Genomic DNA, 20,048 nt, shown 5'->3' on the forward strand with positions numbered 1-20,048 from the left:
TCCACAAATGGCCTTTTCACCTAATTTCGGCGTTGTGCTCAAAATTTTATCCTCGGAATATTAGTTATATGCCTGTGGTAAAATTTACCGCACGCCTTGAACTTAAGCGAAAATCCTCATTTCTGGACAGACACTAGTTAGCATCTCACACTCCCTTTTATCAACAAAATTGCGTCTACGACAGCACCTAACCACTTAGCACAAATAGCTAAAAACGAACATCAAGGAATTGGCTGACCATGGGGGTCATGGTCAAGGTGCCCCAATTTTTCATCGAGATAGTCCACAGTGTTAGTATCACTTATATGCTCGAGATGATGGGCTGTTGGGTGCAGTTGTTCTTCAGGTGTGCCTATCGTATCCAAATAGGCCTCCCAGAGGCGATGAGCCCGCAATACCTTGTTGGCCTCCTTCTCACCATCTGCAGTTAAATCGTAGCCACCTGCAGTGCTTGTAATCAATCCATCCTGGATCATGCGCAGAAGTGCTTTTTTGATGCCTTTGCCGCCGCTCTCCACATATTGTCGGATTACTTCCATGGGGGTTGTTTTGCCATGCCTTAATATGGTTGTCAGGATATCTTCAATAACCTGCTGAGGTACAAGGTTGCGCATTCTTCGCCAACGGGCGAGCAAACCATATTTTGGTGCTACTGCTAATACAACAAGAAACTGCAGGGTACAAAACAGCATTATGGCGCCGCCACCTGCCGAATCGAGCCAAACACATAAATAGAGTCCTCCGACCACGCTTGTAACCCCAAACAACGCGGCCAGCCACATCATACGATCAAGGCGATCACTTAACAGATAAGCTGTTGCAGCCGGGGTGATCAACAGCCCTACTACCAAAATAACTCCGACCATACTGACAGCACTGACAACAACCAGTGATACACAGGTAGTGAGGACATAATCAATCAGCAGGACAGGCAAGCCTATGGATGCGGCCATAACCGGATCAAAGGTTGCCAACTGGAAATGCCTGAAGAACAAAATAAGCAGCGTCAAAACGAACGCCGCAACAAAAGCACTCACCCAAAGGTCACTATCGGCAACCCCCAAAACGTCGCCCATGATAAAATGCATCAGGTCAATATGTATGTAATGGCGGAAGATGGAAACAGCGACAACACCAAGGGCAAAAATCCCGGTATACATGATCCCAATGGCGGTATCTTCTTTTACCCTTGATATCCTGGACACAAAACTGATAAGGGCCACGGTTGCAATAGCCGCAATAAGCGAACCAAGAAGCATCCCCGGCGCATGTGCTTCTGCACCAAATAAGAGTTTCATAACCAAATAGCCACCAGCAACACCGGCGATCATGGCATGGGACAAAGCATCACCAAGAAATGCCATCCGTTTCAGCACCACCAGGCATCCGACAACACCGGCAACTACCGCAACAATCGATCCACCTATCAGCGCTTTCTGAAAATACGTTTCTGCAAGGGGTGCAATGAAAAGATCATACATCAGGCTTCTCCCTTCTTGATAATATCGCTGAAAATGCGCAGCCGCCCTTCATAGACCTTGCTCAAGAGGTCTTCGTTTAAAACCACCGATGGAGTACCATAAGCATACATTCGCTGCTTGATGAGAATAAGTTTATCAAAGTACTCCGCAGCCGTCGAAAGGTCATGATGGACAACAACCAGCGTCTTGCCTGAATTTTTAGCACGTTCGAGCACGTCAAGAATAGCCCTTTCCGTTGCCGCATCAACACCTGCAAAGGGCTCATCAAGGAGAAGGATATCACTTCCCTGGGCAAGCGCACGAGCCATGAAAACTCTCTGCTGCTGCCCCCCTGATAACTCGCCGATTTGCCTTTCGGCAAAATCCTGCATTCGCACCATCTCAAGCGCATTAAATGCCGCTTCATAATCAGCAGCTTTGGGCGAGGTGTACCAGGGAATTTTCTGGTAACGTCCCATCAGGGCAACTTCTTTTACCGTAATCGGAAAATCCCAATCCACGGCTCCCCGCTGGGGTACATAAGCGACTTCACCTTTGGCTTTTTGGGCGCTCTTGCCGTTTATAAGAACCGTTCCAAGATCCGGCTTGACAAAACCGAGAACAGCCTTGATAAATGTGGATTTACCAGCACCATTGGGGCCAATGACGCCAATCAACTGATCACTTTCAATCTTAACACTCACATCCAGCAAAGCCGGCTTGGCCTGATAACTGACGGTCAGATGTTCAACCTCTATTACTGTGGGGCGGTTAGTGGTCATAGCTGCCCTCTTTGTCTGCAGAATGGTTAAAGCTGATAGTTCCGGACACCAGTGCTCCCTGATCGGCCCATACGGTCTGATCTACCACAAGGGTACTGTCTTCATACAACTTAACGCGTACGCCGTGCTCCAATGTGTGTTCAGATAAAGGCGGACTGGCACTAACATAGATCTCATTGTGCCCGGATAATACTCCACTCACATCTTCATAGCGAAGAGTCTGCCCTCGTAATACTTCCTGCGTGTGTGTGTCTATGTCCATTCCATTGAGCTTTACGGTCAGCGGCGGTACACTGCTATCTGAAGTCGTTAATGCGAAAGGATCCTTTTCTGTGGAAAATGTCGGGGTAACTTCAATCACAAACCGCCCTTCCACCGACAGATCCATCGGTGTCGCTGCTGTGATCTGTTGGCGCCTGGTATCCCGGTCTGCAATATAGCCCCAGAGTCCGCCAACAATAACAACCCAAATAGTAACTACCAGTAGAAATCTCATGACCCCTCTATTTCAGTGCGTTAACCATCAACAGTACGTTTTCTCTCATCATGCCGATGTAGGTCTCGCCGGCTGATCCTTCTGGCCCCATTGAATCGGAATACAGTTCGCCACCAATCTTCACCCCTGTCTCTTTAGCTATTTCGCGTATTTGTTTGGGGTTGATGGTGGTTTCTACAAAAAGGGCAGGAGCACCAGACTCTTTTATTGATTGAACAACCTTCCGCCTCCGTTCAGGGGTCATGCCACCACCTACTTCCGCACCCGTAGACCAGCCAACCGGTGCAATGGAAAGGAAATTATTATTGGCATTCAGCTTGAATTCAGTGCAAAAATAATTGAACGCATCATGGGTAGTTACAAGAATGCGACGCTGGGTGGGAATTCTATTTATCTGTTGGCGCACCCACGAGTCCAACACACGAAGCTGTTGCAAAAAGAGAGTGGCACGCGCCTCGTAATTCTGTTTGCCGTCAGGATCCAATTGGCTGAATCCTTTGACAATGTTATTGACGTAAACGGCTACGTTTTTGGGAGAAAACCACGCATGTGGATCTGCTACCGTTTCCCCTTCACTTGAAATTGCCAGCGGTTTTATACCATCGGTAGTGGTAATGATTGGTTTCCCTGCATCAGTGGCAAGGGTTGACATCCAGTTTTTACCTTCGAGATGTAACCCGTTTTCCAGACAAATATCGGATTCGAGCACCATCTGGACATCATCTGGAGTCGGTTGGTATGTATGCGGATCAGCACCGGGAGCCAGTACACATTTGACGATGAGGCGATCGCCTGCAACTTGCCTTGCAAAATCAGCAATCTGTGTTGTTGAAGCAACAACTATTGGTTTACTTGCGATTGCAACTGCAAATGAGGAGCAGAAAAGACTTACAAAAAACACCAATCCGTAAATGATTCCTTTCATAATTATTCTCTCCCAACGATTTAATATTTTTCCTTTTTTGTAAGGGAACACAGGAAGCAGTATTGGTCAAATCAAAATTTATTATCTTACTTTTCAAGTATCTAAAAAACATACTCTGCAATTTAAAATAATTGCTGTTCAACAGCACAACCGGGGTTCCTGCCTCTATTTGAAAAGCTTTCCCTGATCCAAGTAGGCCACACCGGCAGAATCATACCCTCTATATTCCAGGCGATTAAGCCCCTCTACGATCACCGATAAAACTCTTTTAGGGCCACAATAGCCGACAATGCCACACATAATATATTTGTTGTTTGAGATTGATAAATATCTGATGATTTACAACGTTGCGAAAAATACCCTTTAGCCCGGATTTCTCATCAATAAAGTTTTTCGCAGGGCAAGGCACAAGCCGCGCAGCTGTAGTAAACTACCGCAAGTGGTTTGTAACGTAGATCCTGTGGAAAAATCTATTGACCCGAAGGGGGAACTTTTTGATTGAAAACGAAAAACAGACTGTTAATTGTGCAAATACTCTTTAAGTAATAATATCAAATAATTGAGTTTGTAATCAAAAAGTTCATGAGAAATTCGGGTAATTACCCACTGGTTTGATAACGCTTTGATGTATTATACCTAAAACCAGTAACTGCTTACAGTTACCTCACGGAGTCTTCGCTTCCTATTTAGACAGAGGCGATTTTTTGCAGGAAGTGAAGACTCCGATAGCCAACTATGCGGGAAATCGTAACCGTCCGAAGATGCCAGCTCTTCTATGAATAATCAACGCTGACAGAGTTATTTTACCAGTTTTGCTACCAGCTCATCATAGAAGCTTGCGTCCATAAACTTATCGATGCTCAGATGCTGAGCATTTGGCAACATAGACCGAGTACGATCCGTCAATTCATTTTGGGTAATAACGATGTCGGCATCTTTCAGATCATTAATAGCTGCGTTACTCACCTCAATATCTAAGCCGGCATCATTAATTTTGCCACGTAGTACCGTTGCCCCCATGGCTGAAGAGCCCATGCCTGCATCGCAATCCACAACAATTGATCGAACATTTTCCGACTTTGCTGACGCGAGAGGGGCAGCCTGTCCTTTTGCCTCAGACTTACTTGCCGCAACAGCCGCTGTGGCCGCATCGAGATCATCACTTTCTGAAGCGTCGGTGCGAATAAATACAGCTCCAATGATAAACGAAGTGAGAGCGGATACCGCAATGGAACTTAAGGTTAAGACAATCCCCATTCCTTTGGTGGACATCAGGGTCAACGCAAACACGGAGCCGGGAGATGGAGAACCAACCAGGGCATAACCACGCCACTTAAAGACATTACAAACGACTGGGCCCCTACTTTCAAAGTATTACCTTCACAACATTACCGGACATAAACAGACCTCCTCGTTACGTGGTTAGCGACTTCTCCACAATCAGCCCCAGGCGACAAATTAACCAGTCTCGGGGAATGGGAACAATTCCGCTCAGGAAGTCGTCAAATCTTTGAACTACCCCTTTCATTTGATCCTCTCTTCAGCAAAACTTTACTTTGTAGAACAACCGAAACCAAATGTAAACGATTACAAAAACAAGCGTCAACATTTTTTTGTGAAATTTTTCACCTTTAGTCTGCAATTATTTTTTTTACATACATACAGACTTTTATGCTACTTTTACTCAAAAATTAAGAAATGATCATCGTGTAAAAAAACCTAGGTATAAACGTAAACGTTTTCATACAACAAGAAACCTCAAGCAGCTATGGCTACTCTAACAACAAACTTTATTCGTCTTTATCCATGCATATGCACTTTCATTTGCAGCCAATCTGTATTTTTCTGTTAACGATTATTTCACGTTGGTTAATGCATAAAAACAAAATTCGCCCAAACATCTACCGCCCATATATCCATACAAATACAATTGGTTACAGCACACACTTAAGATCAAAGAGTAAAAATTATTTGACGTCAACAATGTAAACGTTTACATTTAATTTGTCGGCCTGATTATGCTCCACCAAAGATCAAAGAGGTTTCAATGGTTAAAATTAAAGATGTTGCTGAGGCAGCCGGTGTCTCAACAGCAACAGTATCAAGGGTTCTTTCCAACAAACCCCACGTTAGGGAAGAAGTCAAAAAACGTGTAATGGCGGTTGTAAAGAAACTGAATTATCAGCCAAACAGGGTAGCCCAAAGCCTGCGCTCTAACACGTCGCGAATCATTGCCCTGATTGTAGCCGATATAGAGAATCCTTTTTTTCAAAGGGTAAGCAGGGCCGTTGACGATGCAGCCCAGGAACTGGGATATAACGTAATACTCTGCAACACAGACGAAGATCCGATTAAGGAAAAGAAGTGCCTTGACCTCCTCCGCGTTGAAAATGTTGCCGGCATTATTCTCTCACCGACCAGAAAAGGGATCGATAATTTTACAGAAACGTATTCCCTTGAGAAACCGATAGTTATGATTGACCGGCATGTTAGCAATTTTGATGTAGATAATGTCCTTATTGATAATGTCTCATCAGCTTATGCCATTGTCAGCCATTTAATTGAGCATGGCTATAAACGTATAGCCGGAGTTTTTGGGGCGGAAAGCACGACTGGACAGGAGCGGCGGCAAGGTTTTTTAAAAGCTCTCAAGGATAACGATATCAAGCCGTCACAAGATCTGATCAAGTATAGTACGCCACGAGAAAATGATGGTTTCAACACAGCTTTGTCTCTTTTGCAACGAAACGATCGGCCCGATGCAATTTTTACGAGCAATAGCCTTCTTGCATCTGGTACTATTCGCGCGATTCGTGAAAGTAAACTCTCTATTCCAAACGATATAGCCATTGCCAGTTTTGACGATACAAGCTGGGCGCAACTCATTGACCCGGCACTCACCGTCATTGAGCAGCCGACATATGAAATTGGACGCACCGCTGCAGAACTTCTTATCAAAAGAATAAATGACCCTTCAAGGTCGAACAGAGAAGTGGTTCTCAAGACGAAGCTTGTCATCCGTCAATCCTGTGGCTGTTCCAACTAACTGCATATTTCCAGACACTGGATCTGATCCATGATTCGTCATCTTGTGCAGTATGTAGCAGTAAAAGGTAAGCCTAGACTCCGATAGCCTACTATGATTCACTACCAAAAACTTTGAACCTGCCACCGCCTGAACTGGTGAGCAATCCAGGCTAAAGAGTTAGCACGATAAAAGACAGTTGCCGTGATTATCATAAGCATGATTACCGATAACCTGACTCATGCTGCTAAAGTGCCCCAACAAGCCTTTGTCCGACAAACACCTAAATAAAAAAATCATATTCGCTATGCATAAGAAAAAAATCTTAGGAAATGAATTAATTAAGGAGGTAATTACGATTCGTTTTCACACACTTAATAAAATGCTTAAGCAGTATGAGGAAGGGCAAATGCCAGGAGTTAACGAGGAAGGTGCAACAGGTAAGTATGATAATAAAGGGGCAATTTTCATCCCTGGAGGTTTGATCTATCAGGATGTCGACGAACAATTTATCAGATACGAAAGCTATGGCAAGATTTCAGCAAAAGACTTCAGGTCTGCAATCAGAGATGCCATGCAGAATGATAATGCTACGCTACTTTACCATGATGGCATCGCTTCAGCGATAAATCTAGATGGAGGATTTTTTTCTAAAGCGGCAAGAAGAATTTTTACATACAAGAAAGCCGCATTTCGACGCACAAAAAGAATCAGCAGTGTTTCCACTCTAGAAATAAATTCCAACGATATTATTAAAAGCCATTGCCCTACCTTTATGAACCAGCCATATGGAGCCCGCACAAGAATCAGCACCTGCGCCTCTGTTGGCCTGATTGATCCACCAATGTATTACGCCTACAACAAAACCGAGCTTAATTTTTCAGAGAAACAAGCACATCGTTTTGCGCAAGATCTTGGTAAAATAAGGGAAAAAGTCTTGTCGTCTGAAGGTCTCGTCCTGTTTCCGCCGTACATCATCGTATGCCACGATACTCGTTATAAAAAGAACAACTTTACAGGACTGACAAGAATACTTGGCCTGGGGAGGTATGGAGAGTTTGCGACCTTCACTTTTGAATCTCTTAACAAGGATCTTAAAAATGAAGTGCACAGGAGAAATATCACCGTCCAACCTGAGGAAGCATTCGGGAGTATCGATCAGACACCTGTTCTCGGTATACTTCGTGTATATGAACAGACGAATCCCGGCAAGCGGTCTCTCAAGTATCGGCTCTATATAATTTCCCCTGCTGATGTCGGCATACCACATTTTTCAATTATTGAACCTGATTCCTGATTCTCATCATCGAAATAACCTTTCAGTCGGCTTGTCGAGCCTGGAAAATTAAGAATATTCCAGCAGCAAAGCAGACTACAGCTTGATATAACCAATGGTAATCTTCAAGTTTGAGGGTTGTACCATACTATCTCGCATTTTGCCGAACATAGGAGCTTTCTGTATTTTATACAAAAGGGGTGTTGTACAATTCTGTATAAATACTTGTGTGCCTTCCTGGTAGATTATAGGGAGATGAAAATACCGGCTCAAATTTTTAAACAACCGGGTTTCGTTTTTTAACTTTTTACGAGCCCATCAAATATATGCCTGTGGTTATTTTTTCACACAGGTGAGCTCCTGTTTAACAGCCAAACCAATACGTTCAAGCGTATATGGTTTCTTCACGTATTGACCAGCTCCCAGTTCTTGTGCTTTTTTGACTCTCCTCGTTTCAGAAAAACCACTGGCTATAATAGTTTTTTGCGCAGGGATAATCTGGCGGATGCGCTTATACGTTTCGAGGCCATCAATCCCGTGGTCCATGATCATATCCAACAATACCAGGTCAAAGGCCTTTTTCTGTAGATATTCAAGCGCCTCTTCACCACTGGCTACCGCCTCAACATTATAACCAAGAGTGGTAAGCATATCTCCGACAATTACCCGCTGATTCCTATCATCATCAACAAGCAAAATCGTCTCGCCGGTTCCGAGATATTCCTCAAGTTTTATTTCCTTGCATTGTGTGTCGAGAGGCTTTCGTGTAACGGGAAAGAAAAGTTTAAACGTAGTTCCTTTTCCTATCTCGCTCTCAATGTTTATATATCCGGAATGATCTTGAACGGTTCCCCAGACAACTGACATGCCCAAGCCAGTGCCGCTACGTCCCATTACTTTCTTGGTGTAAAACGGTTCAAAAATATGCTGAAGGTCTTCCGCTTCAATTCCTGATCCGCTGTCAGCAACTGTAAGAATCACGAAATCGCCGGCATTTATCTCGTCATACCCTTTGATCGGCTTATCAACATATCGATTTTCAGTTGTAATCATAATTATACCATGATCCTTTATTGATTCTGCTGCGTTATTTACTAGGTTCATGATGGTCTTTTTCAAATGAATTACTGAACCTCGAATGTTCAGCAGATCCGGTTCAAGATGAGTTGATATGACCAGATTGGGGTTAAGTCGGGAAATGACCTGATATTCAGGTGATTTCATATAATCTCTGATGATATTATTTAGATTTAAAATTTTAGTGTGGGCGACTCCTCTTCGTGCCATAGTGAGGAGATCCTGTACTATCGCATCGGCCCTGTTACCAGATTCCTGTATTAATTTTAGAGGCTTATAAAGGGGGGATTCAGCACTTGTCTTCTGGAGTAATAAGTCTGGATAGCTAACTATACCGGAAAGTACGTTATTCAGATCGTGTGCCACTCCACCGGCAAGAAGTCCTAGTGCTTCCATCTTCTGGGACCGAGCCAACCGTTCCTGCAGATATTTTTTGTCCTTTGCAGCAATTTTCTGAGACGTGATATCGAGGGCTGTAAAAGTCACACCTCCGGAATAGTCTTCTTGGTCTATGGGAGAGGAACTCAAGAGAATATTAATAATTTCTCCGCTCTTCTTTTTCCATAAGGTTTCGATGGTCCCAGTCCCGCTCTCATCAACCTGTTTATATTTTTCTTTTCCTACTCTCTCATATTCTTCCAGCGAAGGATAAATCAGAATGGAGCTCTTCCCCAACAGTTCCTTCTCGGTGTAACCGACCATCAAACACAATTTTTTATTTACCTGGGTAAATACCCGATCAACAACAACTCCAATACCGGTAGGCGCGGCTCGAAAAACAGCACTCATAGTCGCTTCTCGTTGTTTGAGTAGCTCTTGAGTCTTGGTCCTAAAAATTATTTCTTTGCCAAACTCTGCATTTTTTGCTTTTAATTCAGCTGTTCTCTCTGATACTTGAGATTCCAGTGAGGCATACATCTCTTTGAGTTTGTCTCTCAATACGTTGAACCCCATAGCGATCTCACTAATTTCATCTTTTCCTCTCACAACGAGTGGCTCAAGTAAATTGGGATCGGTTTTATTTGCCTCATTTTTTAAATGATTTGCGATGTGGGTCAATCGCGTAGTCAGGATATTTTTGATGATCAGCATGATCGAAAACAGGAAGAGAGCCAGGGCCAACCCGGCCACGGATGTCTTGATCTTGAATTCATCCATGAACATTTCACTTATACGATTGGCGGGTATTGCTATCGTGTCAAGACCGACGACATCACCTAATGTTCGATGAAACCCAGCAACATTCCCATATTTATCTAAAATTGCTTTCGGAGCATTTTGCGGCTCTCCATGACAATTGAGACAAGCCTCCCGCATTCGGCGCGCACTGAAAAGTGCAAAGTATGGTTTCCCGTCAATATTGATATTACCTTGCCATTTCTGCATGTCTGGGTTGCGGTTAAACTTTTTGATCAAATCGAGCTCTTCAGGCCCCGCCAAATTGACTGGATTACGGGGATTATCCGATGAAAATTTGATAATAAACTCCGGGAACGCTTTACGCACATCCTCAAATATCGCACGAGAGACATAGGAAGTAGACATCGCTTCAGGGATAAATTCTTCTTCACCAACAAGCTTATACATCATTGGCCGGATATTCGAGGCGACATAGTTTCTGATTGAAAGGTTGAACTGTAAAGCCATCCTAGCCTCCTGTTCTACAACTTCATTCACCCTCACTTGAGTCAGGGTATATGTTTCATAGAGCAGGAAACAGGAATACATGACCCCAACAAAGCCTATTGACAACAGAAGTTTAGTAGCAATATTCATCATTTCTCCCTCATGTGTTTATTGCGTGCTGCCTGTCCAGGATTTCTATATTCAAACAAGTCAAATACTAAGCAACGATACACTTACTACATAGTAGTATATGGTATACTTCGGCAAAAAATAAACAAAATATACCGATGGAAAATGATTACTATTGCCTGCTCAAACACAGAACATTTTTCTCGCCAACTGTACACGCTAAGTGCTCAACAGACACTTTATCCCACTCTCCCCCCTAGCACTGGAAATAGAGATGTTGTATAAGTAAATTTCACCGTGCAGCGGACAAGATTTCCATCCTTTTGGGGTATCAGCCAAGAAAGCTTTGCGAGTTCTAGCTACCCCTTGCAGGTAAATAATAAAAAATGGATTATTGCATGATGCGTTTATCTTAGTGTGACAAACCCCAGATAAATATGGCTGAAGTGTAGTTGTAATCACTACCTATTACGGGAGGCTCCATATGTCCAGTCAACAAACTACGCTTGAAACCCTAGAGCGGCTCAGAGAAGAGTCTGTAACCGCCGGCGGGCCCAAGCTGAAAGAGAAACAACATCAAAAAGGTAAATTAACGGCCAGAGAACGGCTGAATCTTCTCTTAGACAATAATTCATTTGAAGAATTTGATGTGCTCAAGGTTGGGCGTGGCGGCAACCTTGGTGACAGCACCACCTATTTGGGAGACGGTGTTATCACCGGGCACGGTACCATCGACGGCCGCGAAGTTTTTGTTTTCAGCCAGGATTTCACCATCATTGGTGGTTCGCTGGGCGAGGCGCATGCACAAAAAATATGTAAAGTAATGGACCTGGCTGTCAAGGTTGGTGCGCCGATCATCGGCTTGAATGACTCTGGTGGCGCGCGAATTCAAGAGGGGGTGGATGCCCTGGCCGCATATGGTGAAATTTTCCACCGCAATGTTCGTGCAAGCGGAGTTGTTCCTCAGATATCCTGCATTATGGGGCCCTGTGCCGGGGGTGCAGTATACAGTCCTTCAATCACAGATTTTGTATTTATGGTCGAGGACTCTTCCTATATGTTCGTTACCGGTCCAAGTGTGGTGAAAACCGTAACGCACCAGGATATTTCTTCAGAAGATCTCGGCGGAGCCAGTGTCCACTCAACAAAAAGCGGGGTAGCTCATTTTACCGTTGCCAATGATGTTCTTTGCCTCAGGGAAATACGTCGGCTGATCAGTTACCTGCCTTCCAACAACAAACAGCGTTCACCAATTCTCGACCTAAGCGATTCCCCTACACGAACCGACCCCGCACTGGATTACTTGATCCCCTCCAATTCGGCGGAAAGTTACGACATGCACGTCCTGATTAATTCCATCCTTGATGGTGCGGAATTCATGGAGGTGCACGGTAATTTTGCCCGCAACATTATCTGCGGTCTTGGCCGTCTGGGCGGACAAACAGTCGGTCTTGTCGCCAATCAGCCTGCTGTTCTGGCCGGCGTACTTGACAACGATGCCTCTTTTAAGGCCGGACGTTTTGTCCGATTTTGCGACGCTTTCAACATACCACTTATTTCTTTGGTTGATGTCCCCGGCTTTATGCCGGGACCGGATCAGGAGCACGGTGGTATTATCAGGCATGGAGCCAAGCTGCTCTATGCTTTCACCGAAGCAACAGTCCCCCGAATATCTGTTATCGTCCGTAAGGCATATGGCGGTGCCTATCTGGTGATGAACTCCAAACATATCCACTGTGATGTCAACTTTGCATGGCCGACAGCAGAAATCGCCGTCATGGGACCAAAGGGAGCAGCAGAGGTTATCTACAGAAAGGAAATCGCAGCTGCCGAAGATCCGGACAAGGTGATAAACGAGAGGATGGAAGAGTATCGTGACACTTTTGCCAATCCATTCCTGGCAGCCCAGCGCGGTTATATCGATGATGTCATATTCCCGCGTGATACCAGGTCCCACCTCATCCGTACCCTGCAGATGCTCGACAGCAAACGTAGTGAGAAGGCTGATCGTAAACACGGCAACATTCCACTGTGAGGCAAACTATGTTTCAGAAAATACTTATCGCCAATCGAGGTGAAATTGCAATCCGTATTATCCGCACCTGTAACCGATTGGGCATCAGCACAGTTGCTGTTTATTCTGACGCAGATCATCGTAGTCTGCATAAACAGTTGGCAGATGAAGCCGTTCATATCGGAGAGTCTGCATCCCAGAAATCCTATCTTGTGATTGATAAAATCATCGAAGCAGCAAAAGCCACCGGTTGCGAGGCGATCCATCCCGGATATGGTTTTTTGTCGGAAAACAGTGCCTTTGCTCAAGCCGTAACCGAGGCTGGAATCACCTTTATAGGCCCCAGTCCGGAGGCAGTTGATGTGATGGGTGACAAAATCACCTCTAAAGATCTTGCCAAAAAAGCCGGAGTGCCGGTCATCCCAGGTCACATAGATGCCGTCAAGGATGATGAGGAAGCATTACGACTGGCCGAAGACATCGGCTATCCAATCCTTTTAAAACCGGCGGCAGGGGGTGGAGGGAAAGGGATGCGCATCGTCCACAGCCCGGAAGAAATGTCGACGGCACTTGCAGCAAGTAGGCAGGAGACCAAGAAAGCCTTTAACGATACCCGTATTTTTGTCGAACGGTATATCGAAAATCCACGGCATATAGAAATCCAAATCCTGGCCGATGAGCATGGTAATATAATACATCTTGGTGAGCGGGAATGTTCAATCCAACGCCGTTACCAAAAGGTGATTGAGGAAGCGCCCTCATCCGTTGTTTCACCTGAACTGCGTGCCGAGATGGGAAAAGCCGCCTGTGACCTCGCAACAAAAGCCGGCTACGTCAACGCCGGCACGGTCGAATTCGTTATGGGGCCGGATAAATCATTTTACTTTCTGGAGATGAATACCAGGCTCCAGGTTGAGCATCCGGTGACCGAGCTGGTGACCGGAATGGACCTGATTGAATGGCAGCTGCGCATTGCCTGCGGAGAGAAGCTGCCGCTCACCCAAGACCAAGTAAGAATAAACGGCTGGGCCATTGAAGCCCGCATCTGCGCCGAGGAACCGAGCCGTGATTTTATGCCGTCAACCGGCATGATCACCCGGTACTTTGCACCGCAGGGAGAAAACCTCCGTGTGGACAGTGGGGTAAACATTGGCAGCAGAATCGAGATGTTTTATGATTCCATGCTGGCCAAGGTGATCAGTTACGGCAAAACCAGAGAGGATGCCCGACTCAATCTGATTGAGGCATTGAACGGTTACCACATTGAAGGTGTCTCAACCAATATCGACTTTGCTACCAGTCTCCTTTGTCTGCAGGAATTTGCCGAAGGCGAGTTAAGTACCAATTTTATTGACCAGCATTTTTCAGGCGGCATCTGCAAACGTTCTCCATCGACTCAGCATCTACGACTTTGCGCTTTGGCCGCGACCCTTATTTATCACGTACGCACGGTTGCCGTCAGGGAATCGCTACGCCCTATGGTTTCGGAAATAGGCGGCAAGCATCATCCAGGAGTTAAACATGCCTATATGGTACGAACTGACGATGCTTCCTACGATGTCGTTCTTGAGGGGCCGATCATCAGCGGTCAGTCCATGACCATCAAGGTTGATGGGTTTGACCACAAAGTCATAATACCTGTTTTTGAGTTTTTCCGTAGGCGCCTGAAATTAATTATAAATAATCAACCTTATCGCTTCCGCCTAGTGGTCGACGATCAGTTCATGCATGTTTCGTTTAACGGTATATCCAAAATTTTTGAGGTATATTCACCACAAGAATGGGAAATGATGCAGTACATGCCGCGAAAAGAACAACGTAAGCAAAAAGATCTCCTCTTATGCCCTATGCCTGGTCTCGTTGTTGATGTAAAGGCCGCTCAAGGGGAGCAGGTGTACAGGGGACAAGACCTCGTCATCCTTGAATCCATGAAAATGGAAAGTGGTGTTGCCTCCCCCATTGACGGCGTGATAGCAGAAATTCTGGTCGAAAAAGGACAAACCGTCGAAGCGGAGGAAGTTTTGATACGATTTGAGAAGTGACTGGCCTGCTGTATCTTGCTGAGCTTGAGTAAAGAGTAAACACTCTTAAAATACCACGTCTTTGCAATATATGGGCACCTGCTCAATACGAGCAGGTGCCCTCCTTAGCGCACCCCATAAAACTTCTTTGGGAAAAAGGGGACAGAACTATTTATTGGGTGTATGTGCGATTCTTTTCCAATCTTCTTAGTTGAACTCCCAGGAAGCTGGTGCCTAAAAGGCAATTCTTTTCCGCCTTTCTATTTTTGCAAAAAAGCGCCTCCCAATATAGTTCATCAAGATTTCAACACGTATTCCTGATTACTCGATTGCCGGTCAATCCGATCCTCCGTCACCACCTCCGTCACCACCTCCGTCACCACCCGAATCACCTTCTCCATCAGCAGTTGTGTTATCACTTACTTCCTTATCCACAGCCTCCGCCGGCTCTGCCACTGAATCAACTTCAACCTTTTCTTTATAGTTTCCCTCTCGTGTAATGTGGTCAGATTTCATACTGCCTGAGGGGGAACCGGTACATCCGTAAAAATTCAGCGTGGTGCAAATGATAAGCATCGAGAATAAAATGAAGCTGGTAAATTGTTTCATAGAATCACCTCGTCCTAGTTGATAGTTACAATTAATATCAGTGATTTGAACTAGATTTCCTGAATGAAACCCAAGACAAACCGGCTGCTATTCGCGGATGAGCAAATGCTTAAATCATCATTGACTCCTTATGGTGTCCCCGCAGATTTATCAGGCATGCTGGCCACCGCACCATGCACATAGAGCGCACGCAGTTTATCCCAAAAATCACCCCCGAGCAGGAACAAGCTGATCAATAATGAGAGATCACCTCCAATGGCCAGCAAAACGTTGCCGGCGATTTGTTTTGGGATAAATATACCAAGGTAAGGCGCCAGAAATGTAAACAGCAATGGAACCGTAAACATAACCAGGCCGATCTTATACCGTGAAGCGCTCACAGTCTCTGGCGGGGCGTATGACTTCAACAAACCAAAGACGCGCTGCTTGATATAGGCAAAACCTTCTTTTCCCGCTAAGGCCGCGGCGGCCACGAGCATAACTTCGGCTGCAATCAGCAGCATTCCCGAGATCTTGGCAACAGCTCCGGTCGATACCCCGAAAAGCATCAAAAGAGGCATTAATAGTGGCCACGCAATACTGGCTATGAACATGGCGAACCCGGCTTTGATGCGCCATCCAGGCTTCACCTCCATTTTCGATGACATCTCATCACGAGTATTTGGCTCCAAGGCTCTACCTCCTCTCGTGTTGGCTTTATAACCAGCACACATGTGACCCAGCCTTTGGCCTCACATTATGCCAGCCTTGTAAACATGGCTAGCTATGGTTTCACCAGAAGCTTGATCAACGATTTATCGGTTTTCAGACGCTTATATCAGGCCTTGCAGGTTCATGCACAAACAAGCCTCTGATTTTATCCCAGAACTCTCCGCCCAAGACGAAGAAGCTCGTCACTAACAGCAGATCACCGCACACGCTCAAAACAATCCGGTACTCCTGAATCCCAGAGAAAATCTCGTTGAGGTACGGGTAGGCCCAAGCAAAAACGATTGGCACGAAAAACATGACCAGGCCTATTCGATAACGCACTTTGCCAACCTTGGCGGGCGGGGCGAAGCGCTTTATGCGACTGAACAGCAGCTGCTTGAGCTGAGCAAACCCTTCCTTGCCGAGCACTGCGACCGCCAGGACGGTGAAAAGATCCGGCAGGCCGAATACGCAGATCACTGAAAGCACATTTTTCCAGTCTGAGGTGAGCGACGAACTGCGCACCAGCGGTATCAGTAAAAAGGTCAGACGACCGCAGGCGAAAAGCAATATCCCGAAGACAAACCTCTTCTGGGAGTGAGCAGCAGGAGATATCTGATTCGCGGTCTTTGTCCCCATGAAGCCACCTCCCTGGCTGGAGGAGGGTAAATACCTCCTCCACCTCCTCCAGGATAAATTACTCCGGCGTGTATCAGATCGGGCTGGTAAACGATACGTATTGTACCGGAGCTTACCCCTTTATACAACGATCAGTTGCCAACTCCAGCACCTGCCTTCATTGCGTTAAGCGCATCGTCAACATTGAATTTTGCCGGTTTCTGTCGCGGCGGAAACTCCTTGAAGGTGGCGATATATTCACCTACAAAGGTCTGTACCGGAACCAGAGCAAAGATTCGGCGAATCCACCAGGTGTAGTAGTTGTTGGAGTCGGTGTCCTGATTTACAGCGTTTGCTGGAGCCATAATCCGATTTATCTGTTTTTCTCAATATCAGGTAAAATCCAACTGCGATCCATGAAAGCTTTTTTGGGCGAATAAAGACGAAAATATGGAAACCACGCCTTACCTGGTACAGTTGGAATCCAGTTCTTCTGCTTGCCCTTGGGCGCATCCGGCCCCATATAAATATCTACTGAGCCGTCTGCATTCTTGATCAGGTCCATGCGGGATGATCGGTCGGCGATCTTCTGCTCGTTCTGCAGAAGGCACCGGGTAGCAACATCATAGAGGGTGATGGACCAGAAAGTTTCCGCCGGGGCATCGGGTGGAACGTGCAGGACATAATTCCTACCGCCATCGAGCCAGTCACCGTCCTTGTCTTTGTTGGAGGCCATATAAACCTGTCCCTTACCGGTGCGTTGGCCGTGCATGGCTGCATTGTTAGTCACCGCTTCGTAGAACCAGGCGGCACGCTCGTCGAGCTGGTCATAGTTCTCGGCTTTCTGGTCGGGGAAGGCCACCGTGGCGAAATACCAATGGGATCCTTTAACGTACTTTCCGGTCTTCAAGCGCTTGGCAAAGTTGTTTGCCTTGGCCATGCTCTCTCCCACGAGCGCTGCGTCGGTAAGAATTTTCTGTTGGCGTTCGGTTGGCTGGAATGGCTTGCCTTTTTCGATGCCGAGTTCTTTTAACATGGCCATGAAGAAACGATCACGCTCGAATACAGGCTCGCGGTTGACGACATCCGCCAGTCGTTCCCAATATGCCATGCCACGTGGATGTGCTGCCAGCCAGTGTTTTCCGCCAGGGGTAATGTAGCCGCGCGGACGCGGATTTTTGCGCTCGGCCCAAGGGTAAATCTCGATCTTCTTCAGTTGTTTGATTCTTTCATCGCGGTCGGTCGACATCAGGCGGATCCCAAGCAGCAAGCTGTTGGTTGGCGACTTTGTAATCTTGTATCCTTCAGCCTCCTCACCTTCAGGCACTTCCTGGCCGGGGCCAACAAACATGTATTTGCCCGGCTCGGTTAGGGTGGTCATGGCGATCTGCCACATGTCGTGGGCGGCGCCGCGAACCTCACCCTCGGGCATCACTGCTACCCAAGGTCCGTCTGCCAGGTCGATAAAAGGCAATACGTAGGGAGTTGTCGAGTTGTAAGTCAAGCCGCCCGCACGATCATCATAGGACTCGATGAAAACGATCTGGCCGTTCTCAGCTCCGAGTGTCGCCATGTGCTCATGCTGCCACTGCGACATTGAGACCACCGGAATGGCCCAGAGATAAGCCTGACAAGCGCGTTGGAAATCCATCTCGTCGAAGATCTTCTCCACCGTGGCATCAGTGGGGTAACCATTGGCGAAATCATACGTGAATTCTAGTTCCCCGATTCGTGTTTGTATTTTTTCAGCTTGAGCGCAGTGTGCTCCGGAAAGGAAGAATACTGTGGCGGCAATCGCCATAGAATAATTTCTCATTTTCATACTAGTTCTCCCTTAGTTTATTTTTTCAAAGTCACCTGGTTTCCAAGTCTGGTCAAAAAATGGTTTGCTTGGGCTATAGAGACGAAGCAAGGTAAACCATCCTTTACCTGGTACTGTTTTTAAATAATTTGCCTCTGGAGCGCCATTTGGAAGTTCTGGGCCGAAATAAAGGTCAACCGATCCGTCATCATTATATTTCAATTTATCTAATGATCCGATAGATGGGAATGGCTGGCCGTTTTTTAAGCCGGAAGCGTTATATCCATCATAAAGCGTTACCGACCAGAAGTTTTCCGCAGGGACGTTGGGTGGAAGGTGTAATTTATAAGAGGAACCGCCAGAGAGGTGGTTGCCATCGGAATCACGGTAGGCGAAGGGATACTTGGAGCCTTTGCCGACCATGTTCATGACCATGGCCGGACTGATGGAATAGCCGATCTTGAACATGCCCATGCGTGCATCGATGTCGATGTAAGTTTCCTGTTTGAACTCGACATCGAGGACGTTGAGGACGTTGTGCCACTGGCGGTCATCGTAGTAGAGGGTGTTCGGAAGTTTATCCCCATGGCGTAATGCCTGGGCCATCTTCATCCCAACATCCGCACCAGCCGCCAAAATCTCTTTCATGTGTGCATCTGGTTCGAATGGTTTTCCTTTAATAATGCCAAGAGATGCCATCATGCCACGCATCGACCAATCCTCGGGGCCGACGTACTCGTTGTTCACAAAATCAGCGAGGCCCTCGAAATAGCTGTAGTCCTGGGGGTAGAGCATGTTGGCCGCCCTACCCGTGCCGTTCGGGAACACCATTTCCGGTGGGTTGTCCTTTTTGCTGAGCGGATAGATTTTGGTCTGCTCCATCAGAGCAACTCCCTCCTTGGTACCTCCGTCCTCATCGCGAAAAGCGCGCCAGAATACGAAGACGTTGTATGTCGAGGACTTGAAAGTGAAGTAGCCTTCTGGGGACTCGCCCTTGAAGTCCGGAGGCAGGATGAGGTATTTGCCACCTTCGCCCTTGTCCGGGCCGACAAACCCAACATCGGTGAGCGGGCGATGCCAGAAGTCATCGAGGATACCCTGGAGTTTTGGCGGCACTTCGATGACGGTGGGACCGTCTTTTTTTAGATCAAGGTAACCCATTCCGTAGATCACATCGGAGTTCGGGGTGCTGACAATGGTTTCGGCGCTAAGGCGATCCTTCCAGATCGGAAAAATATTGGAGCCCTCGCCGAACTCGGCTTCCGAGCCCTTCTTCATTGCCCACAGGGCGGTGGCCGGCAGGGACCAGATGACGACCTGGCAGGCGCGTTGGAATAGGACTTCGTCGTAAAGGCGGTCGGCGGATTCTTTGGTTGGGTAATTTTCAGGAAACGGCAGTGAACGTAGTTCTTCCCAGTGTTTTTGCTGAGATAAAACGGCCGTGCTCCACCCGACAGTTAAATACAGACCCACCAATATACTTGCTATGAATTTCATAA

Annotated in this window: 16 protein-coding genes; 4 read left to right on the forward strand and 12 right to left on the reverse strand. The window is 46.5% G+C overall.

The window, feature by feature from the left end:
- Window positions 1-221: 221 nt before the first annotated feature.
- From ACHZCY_RS06335 to ACHZCY_RS06355, 5 genes are all read right to left on the reverse strand, one after another.
- Complete coding sequence (locus ACHZCY_RS06335; RefSeq protein WP_319548218.1) at window positions 222-1,481, reverse strand: metal ABC transporter permease; 1,260 nt, start codon at window positions 1,479-1,481, stop codon at window positions 222-224.
- Window positions 1,481-2,242: a metal ABC transporter ATP-binding protein gene (locus ACHZCY_RS06340; protein ID WP_319548219.1), complete on the reverse strand. Its 762-nt coding sequence runs from the start codon at window positions 2,240-2,242 to the stop codon at window positions 1,481-1,483. The genes ACHZCY_RS06335 and ACHZCY_RS06340 overlap by 1 nt, the downstream gene beginning before the upstream one ends.
- Window positions 2,232-2,738, reverse strand: a complete 507-nt coding sequence (locus tag ACHZCY_RS06345) for a hypothetical protein (protein WP_319548220.1) — start codon at window positions 2,736-2,738, stop codon at window positions 2,232-2,234. Before ACHZCY_RS06345 ends, ACHZCY_RS06340 begins: the two co-directional genes overlap by 11 nt.
- Window positions 2,739-2,745: 7 nt before the next feature.
- Window positions 2,746-3,663 carry a metal ABC transporter solute-binding protein, Zn/Mn family gene (locus ACHZCY_RS06350; protein ID WP_319548221.1) on the reverse strand — a complete coding sequence of 306 codons (918 nt, stop codon included), beginning with the start codon at window positions 3,661-3,663 and terminating at the stop codon, window positions 2,746-2,748.
- 798 nt (window positions 3,664-4,461) lie between these two features.
- Window positions 4,462-4,935: a hypothetical protein gene (locus tag ACHZCY_RS06355; protein WP_205224680.1), complete on the reverse strand. Its 474-nt coding sequence runs from the start codon at window positions 4,933-4,935 to the stop codon at window positions 4,462-4,464.
- 775 nt (window positions 4,936-5,710) lie between these two features.
- Here ACHZCY_RS06355 and ACHZCY_RS06360 point away from each other — a divergent pair.
- Both ACHZCY_RS06360 and ACHZCY_RS06365 read left to right on the forward strand, forming a co-directional pair.
- Window positions 5,711-6,709 (forward strand): LacI family DNA-binding transcriptional regulator, encoded by a 999-nt coding sequence (locus tag ACHZCY_RS06360; protein ID WP_205224679.1) that lies wholly within the window; start codon window positions 5,711-5,713, stop codon window positions 6,707-6,709.
- A 388-nt stretch (window positions 6,710-7,097) separates the two neighbouring features.
- Window positions 7,098-7,985, forward strand: a complete 888-nt coding sequence (locus ACHZCY_RS06365) for a hypothetical protein (RefSeq protein ID WP_205224678.1) — start codon at window positions 7,098-7,100, stop codon at window positions 7,983-7,985.
- Between the two features lie 315 nt (window positions 7,986-8,300).
- On the opposite strand, the gene ACHZCY_RS06370 is transcribed toward ACHZCY_RS06365, so the two are convergent.
- The gene (locus ACHZCY_RS06370) at window positions 8,301-10,820 is read right to left on the reverse strand and encodes a c-type heme family protein (RefSeq protein WP_319548222.1); all 2,520 of its coding nucleotides are present in this window, start codon (window positions 10,818-10,820) and stop codon (window positions 8,301-8,303) included.
- Window positions 10,821-11,280: 460 nt separating this feature from the next.
- On the opposite strand from ACHZCY_RS06370, the gene ACHZCY_RS06375 reads away from it, so the two are divergent.
- Window positions 11,281-12,831 carry an acyl-CoA carboxylase subunit beta gene (locus ACHZCY_RS06375; RefSeq protein ID WP_205224949.1) on the forward strand — a complete coding sequence of 517 codons (1,551 nt, stop codon included), beginning with the start codon at window positions 11,281-11,283 and terminating at the stop codon, window positions 12,829-12,831.
- An 8-nt stretch (window positions 12,832-12,839) separates the two neighbouring features.
- The gene (gene accC / locus ACHZCY_RS06380) at window positions 12,840-14,852 is read left to right on the forward strand and encodes an acetyl-CoA carboxylase biotin carboxylase subunit (RefSeq protein WP_319548223.1); all 2,013 of its coding nucleotides are present in this window, start codon (window positions 12,840-12,842) and stop codon (window positions 14,850-14,852) included.
- 315 nt (window positions 14,853-15,167) lie between these two features.
- Here accC and ACHZCY_RS06385 read toward each other — a convergent pair whose 3' ends face one another.
- The 6 genes from ACHZCY_RS06385 to ACHZCY_RS06410 form a co-directional block, all read right to left on the reverse strand.
- Window positions 15,168-15,347: a hypothetical protein gene (locus ACHZCY_RS06385; RefSeq protein WP_319548224.1), complete on the reverse strand. Its 180-nt coding sequence runs from the start codon at window positions 15,345-15,347 to the stop codon at window positions 15,168-15,170.
- Window positions 15,348-15,568: 221 nt separating this feature from the next.
- On the reverse strand, window positions 15,569-16,111 hold the full coding sequence (locus ACHZCY_RS06390; protein WP_319548225.1) for a transporter suffix domain-containing protein: 543 nt from the start codon (window positions 16,109-16,111) through the stop codon (window positions 15,569-15,571).
- Between the two features lie 133 nt (window positions 16,112-16,244).
- Window positions 16,245-16,769, reverse strand: a complete 525-nt coding sequence (locus tag ACHZCY_RS06395; protein WP_319548226.1) for a hypothetical protein — start codon at window positions 16,767-16,769, stop codon at window positions 16,245-16,247.
- Window positions 16,770-16,900: 131 nt separating this feature from the next.
- The gene (locus ACHZCY_RS06400; protein WP_319548227.1) at window positions 16,901-17,113 is read right to left on the reverse strand and encodes a hypothetical protein; all 213 of its coding nucleotides are present in this window, start codon (window positions 17,111-17,113) and stop codon (window positions 16,901-16,903) included.
- Between the two features lie 8 nt (window positions 17,114-17,121).
- Window positions 17,122-18,570 (reverse strand): DUF1254 domain-containing protein, encoded by a 1,449-nt coding sequence (locus tag ACHZCY_RS06405; RefSeq protein WP_319548228.1) that lies wholly within the window; start codon window positions 18,568-18,570, stop codon window positions 17,122-17,124.
- Between the two features lie 12 nt (window positions 18,571-18,582).
- Window positions 18,583-20,046 carry a DUF1254 domain-containing protein gene (locus ACHZCY_RS06410; RefSeq protein WP_319548229.1) on the reverse strand — a complete coding sequence of 488 codons (1,464 nt, stop codon included), beginning with the start codon at window positions 20,044-20,046 and terminating at the stop codon, window positions 18,583-18,585.
- Window positions 20,047-20,048 lie beyond the last annotated feature (2 nt).

It is taken from the genome of Desulfogranum marinum, assembly GCF_963675105.2.
Classification (GTDB): Bacteria; Desulfobacterota; Desulfobulbia; order Desulfobulbales; family Desulfobulbaceae; genus Desulfogranum; species Desulfogranum marinum.

What these genes read in the sequence shown, in the direction of transcription:
- ACHZCY_RS06335 (WP_319548218.1), bottom strand. Translation starts at nt 1,481, where the DNA reads ATGTATGATCTTTTCATTGCACCCCTTGCAGAAACGTATTTTCAGAAA.
- ACHZCY_RS06340 (WP_319548219.1), bottom strand. Translation starts at nt 2,242, where the DNA reads ATGACCACTAACCGCCCCACAGTAATAGAGGTTGAACATCTGACCGTC.
- ACHZCY_RS06345 (WP_319548220.1), bottom strand. Translation starts at nt 2,738, where the DNA reads ATGAGATTTCTACTGGTAGTTACTATTTGGGTTGTTATTGTTGGCGGA.
- ACHZCY_RS06350 (WP_319548221.1), bottom strand. Translation starts at nt 3,663, where the DNA reads ATGAAAGGAATCATTTACGGATTGGTGTTTTTTGTAAGTCTTTTCTGC.
- ACHZCY_RS06355 (WP_205224680.1), bottom strand. Translation starts at nt 4,935, where the DNA reads ATGTCCACCAAAGGAATGGGGATTGTCTTAACCTTAAGTTCCATTGCG.
- ACHZCY_RS06360 (WP_205224679.1), top strand. Translation starts at nt 5,711, where the DNA reads ATGGTTAAAATTAAAGATGTTGCTGAGGCAGCCGGTGTCTCAACAGCA.
- ACHZCY_RS06365 (WP_205224678.1), top strand. Translation starts at nt 7,098, where the DNA reads ATGCCAGGAGTTAACGAGGAAGGTGCAACAGGTAAGTATGATAATAAA.
- ACHZCY_RS06370 (WP_319548222.1), bottom strand. Translation starts at nt 10,820, where the DNA reads ATGATGAATATTGCTACTAAACTTCTGTTGTCAATAGGCTTTGTTGGG.
- ACHZCY_RS06375 (WP_205224949.1), top strand. Translation starts at nt 11,281, where the DNA reads ATGTCCAGTCAACAAACTACGCTTGAAACCCTAGAGCGGCTCAGAGAA.
- accC (WP_319548223.1), top strand. Translation starts at nt 12,840, where the DNA reads ATGTTTCAGAAAATACTTATCGCCAATCGAGGTGAAATTGCAATCCGT.
- ACHZCY_RS06385 (WP_319548224.1), bottom strand. Translation starts at nt 15,347, where the DNA reads ATGAAATCTGACCACATTACACGAGAGGGAAACTATAAAGAAAAGGTT.
- ACHZCY_RS06395 (WP_319548226.1), bottom strand. Translation starts at nt 16,769, where the DNA reads ATGGGGACAAAGACCGCGAATCAGATATCTCCTGCTGCTCACTCCCAG.
- ACHZCY_RS06400 (WP_319548227.1), bottom strand. Translation starts at nt 17,113, where the DNA reads ATGGCTCCAGCAAACGCTGTAAATCAGGACACCGACTCCAACAACTAC.
- ACHZCY_RS06405 (WP_319548228.1), bottom strand. Translation starts at nt 18,570, where the DNA reads ATGAAAATGAGAAATTATTCTATGGCGATTGCCGCCACAGTATTCTTC.
- ACHZCY_RS06410 (WP_319548229.1), bottom strand. Translation starts at nt 20,046, where the DNA reads ATGAAATTCATAGCAAGTATATTGGTGGGTCTGTATTTAACTGTCGGG.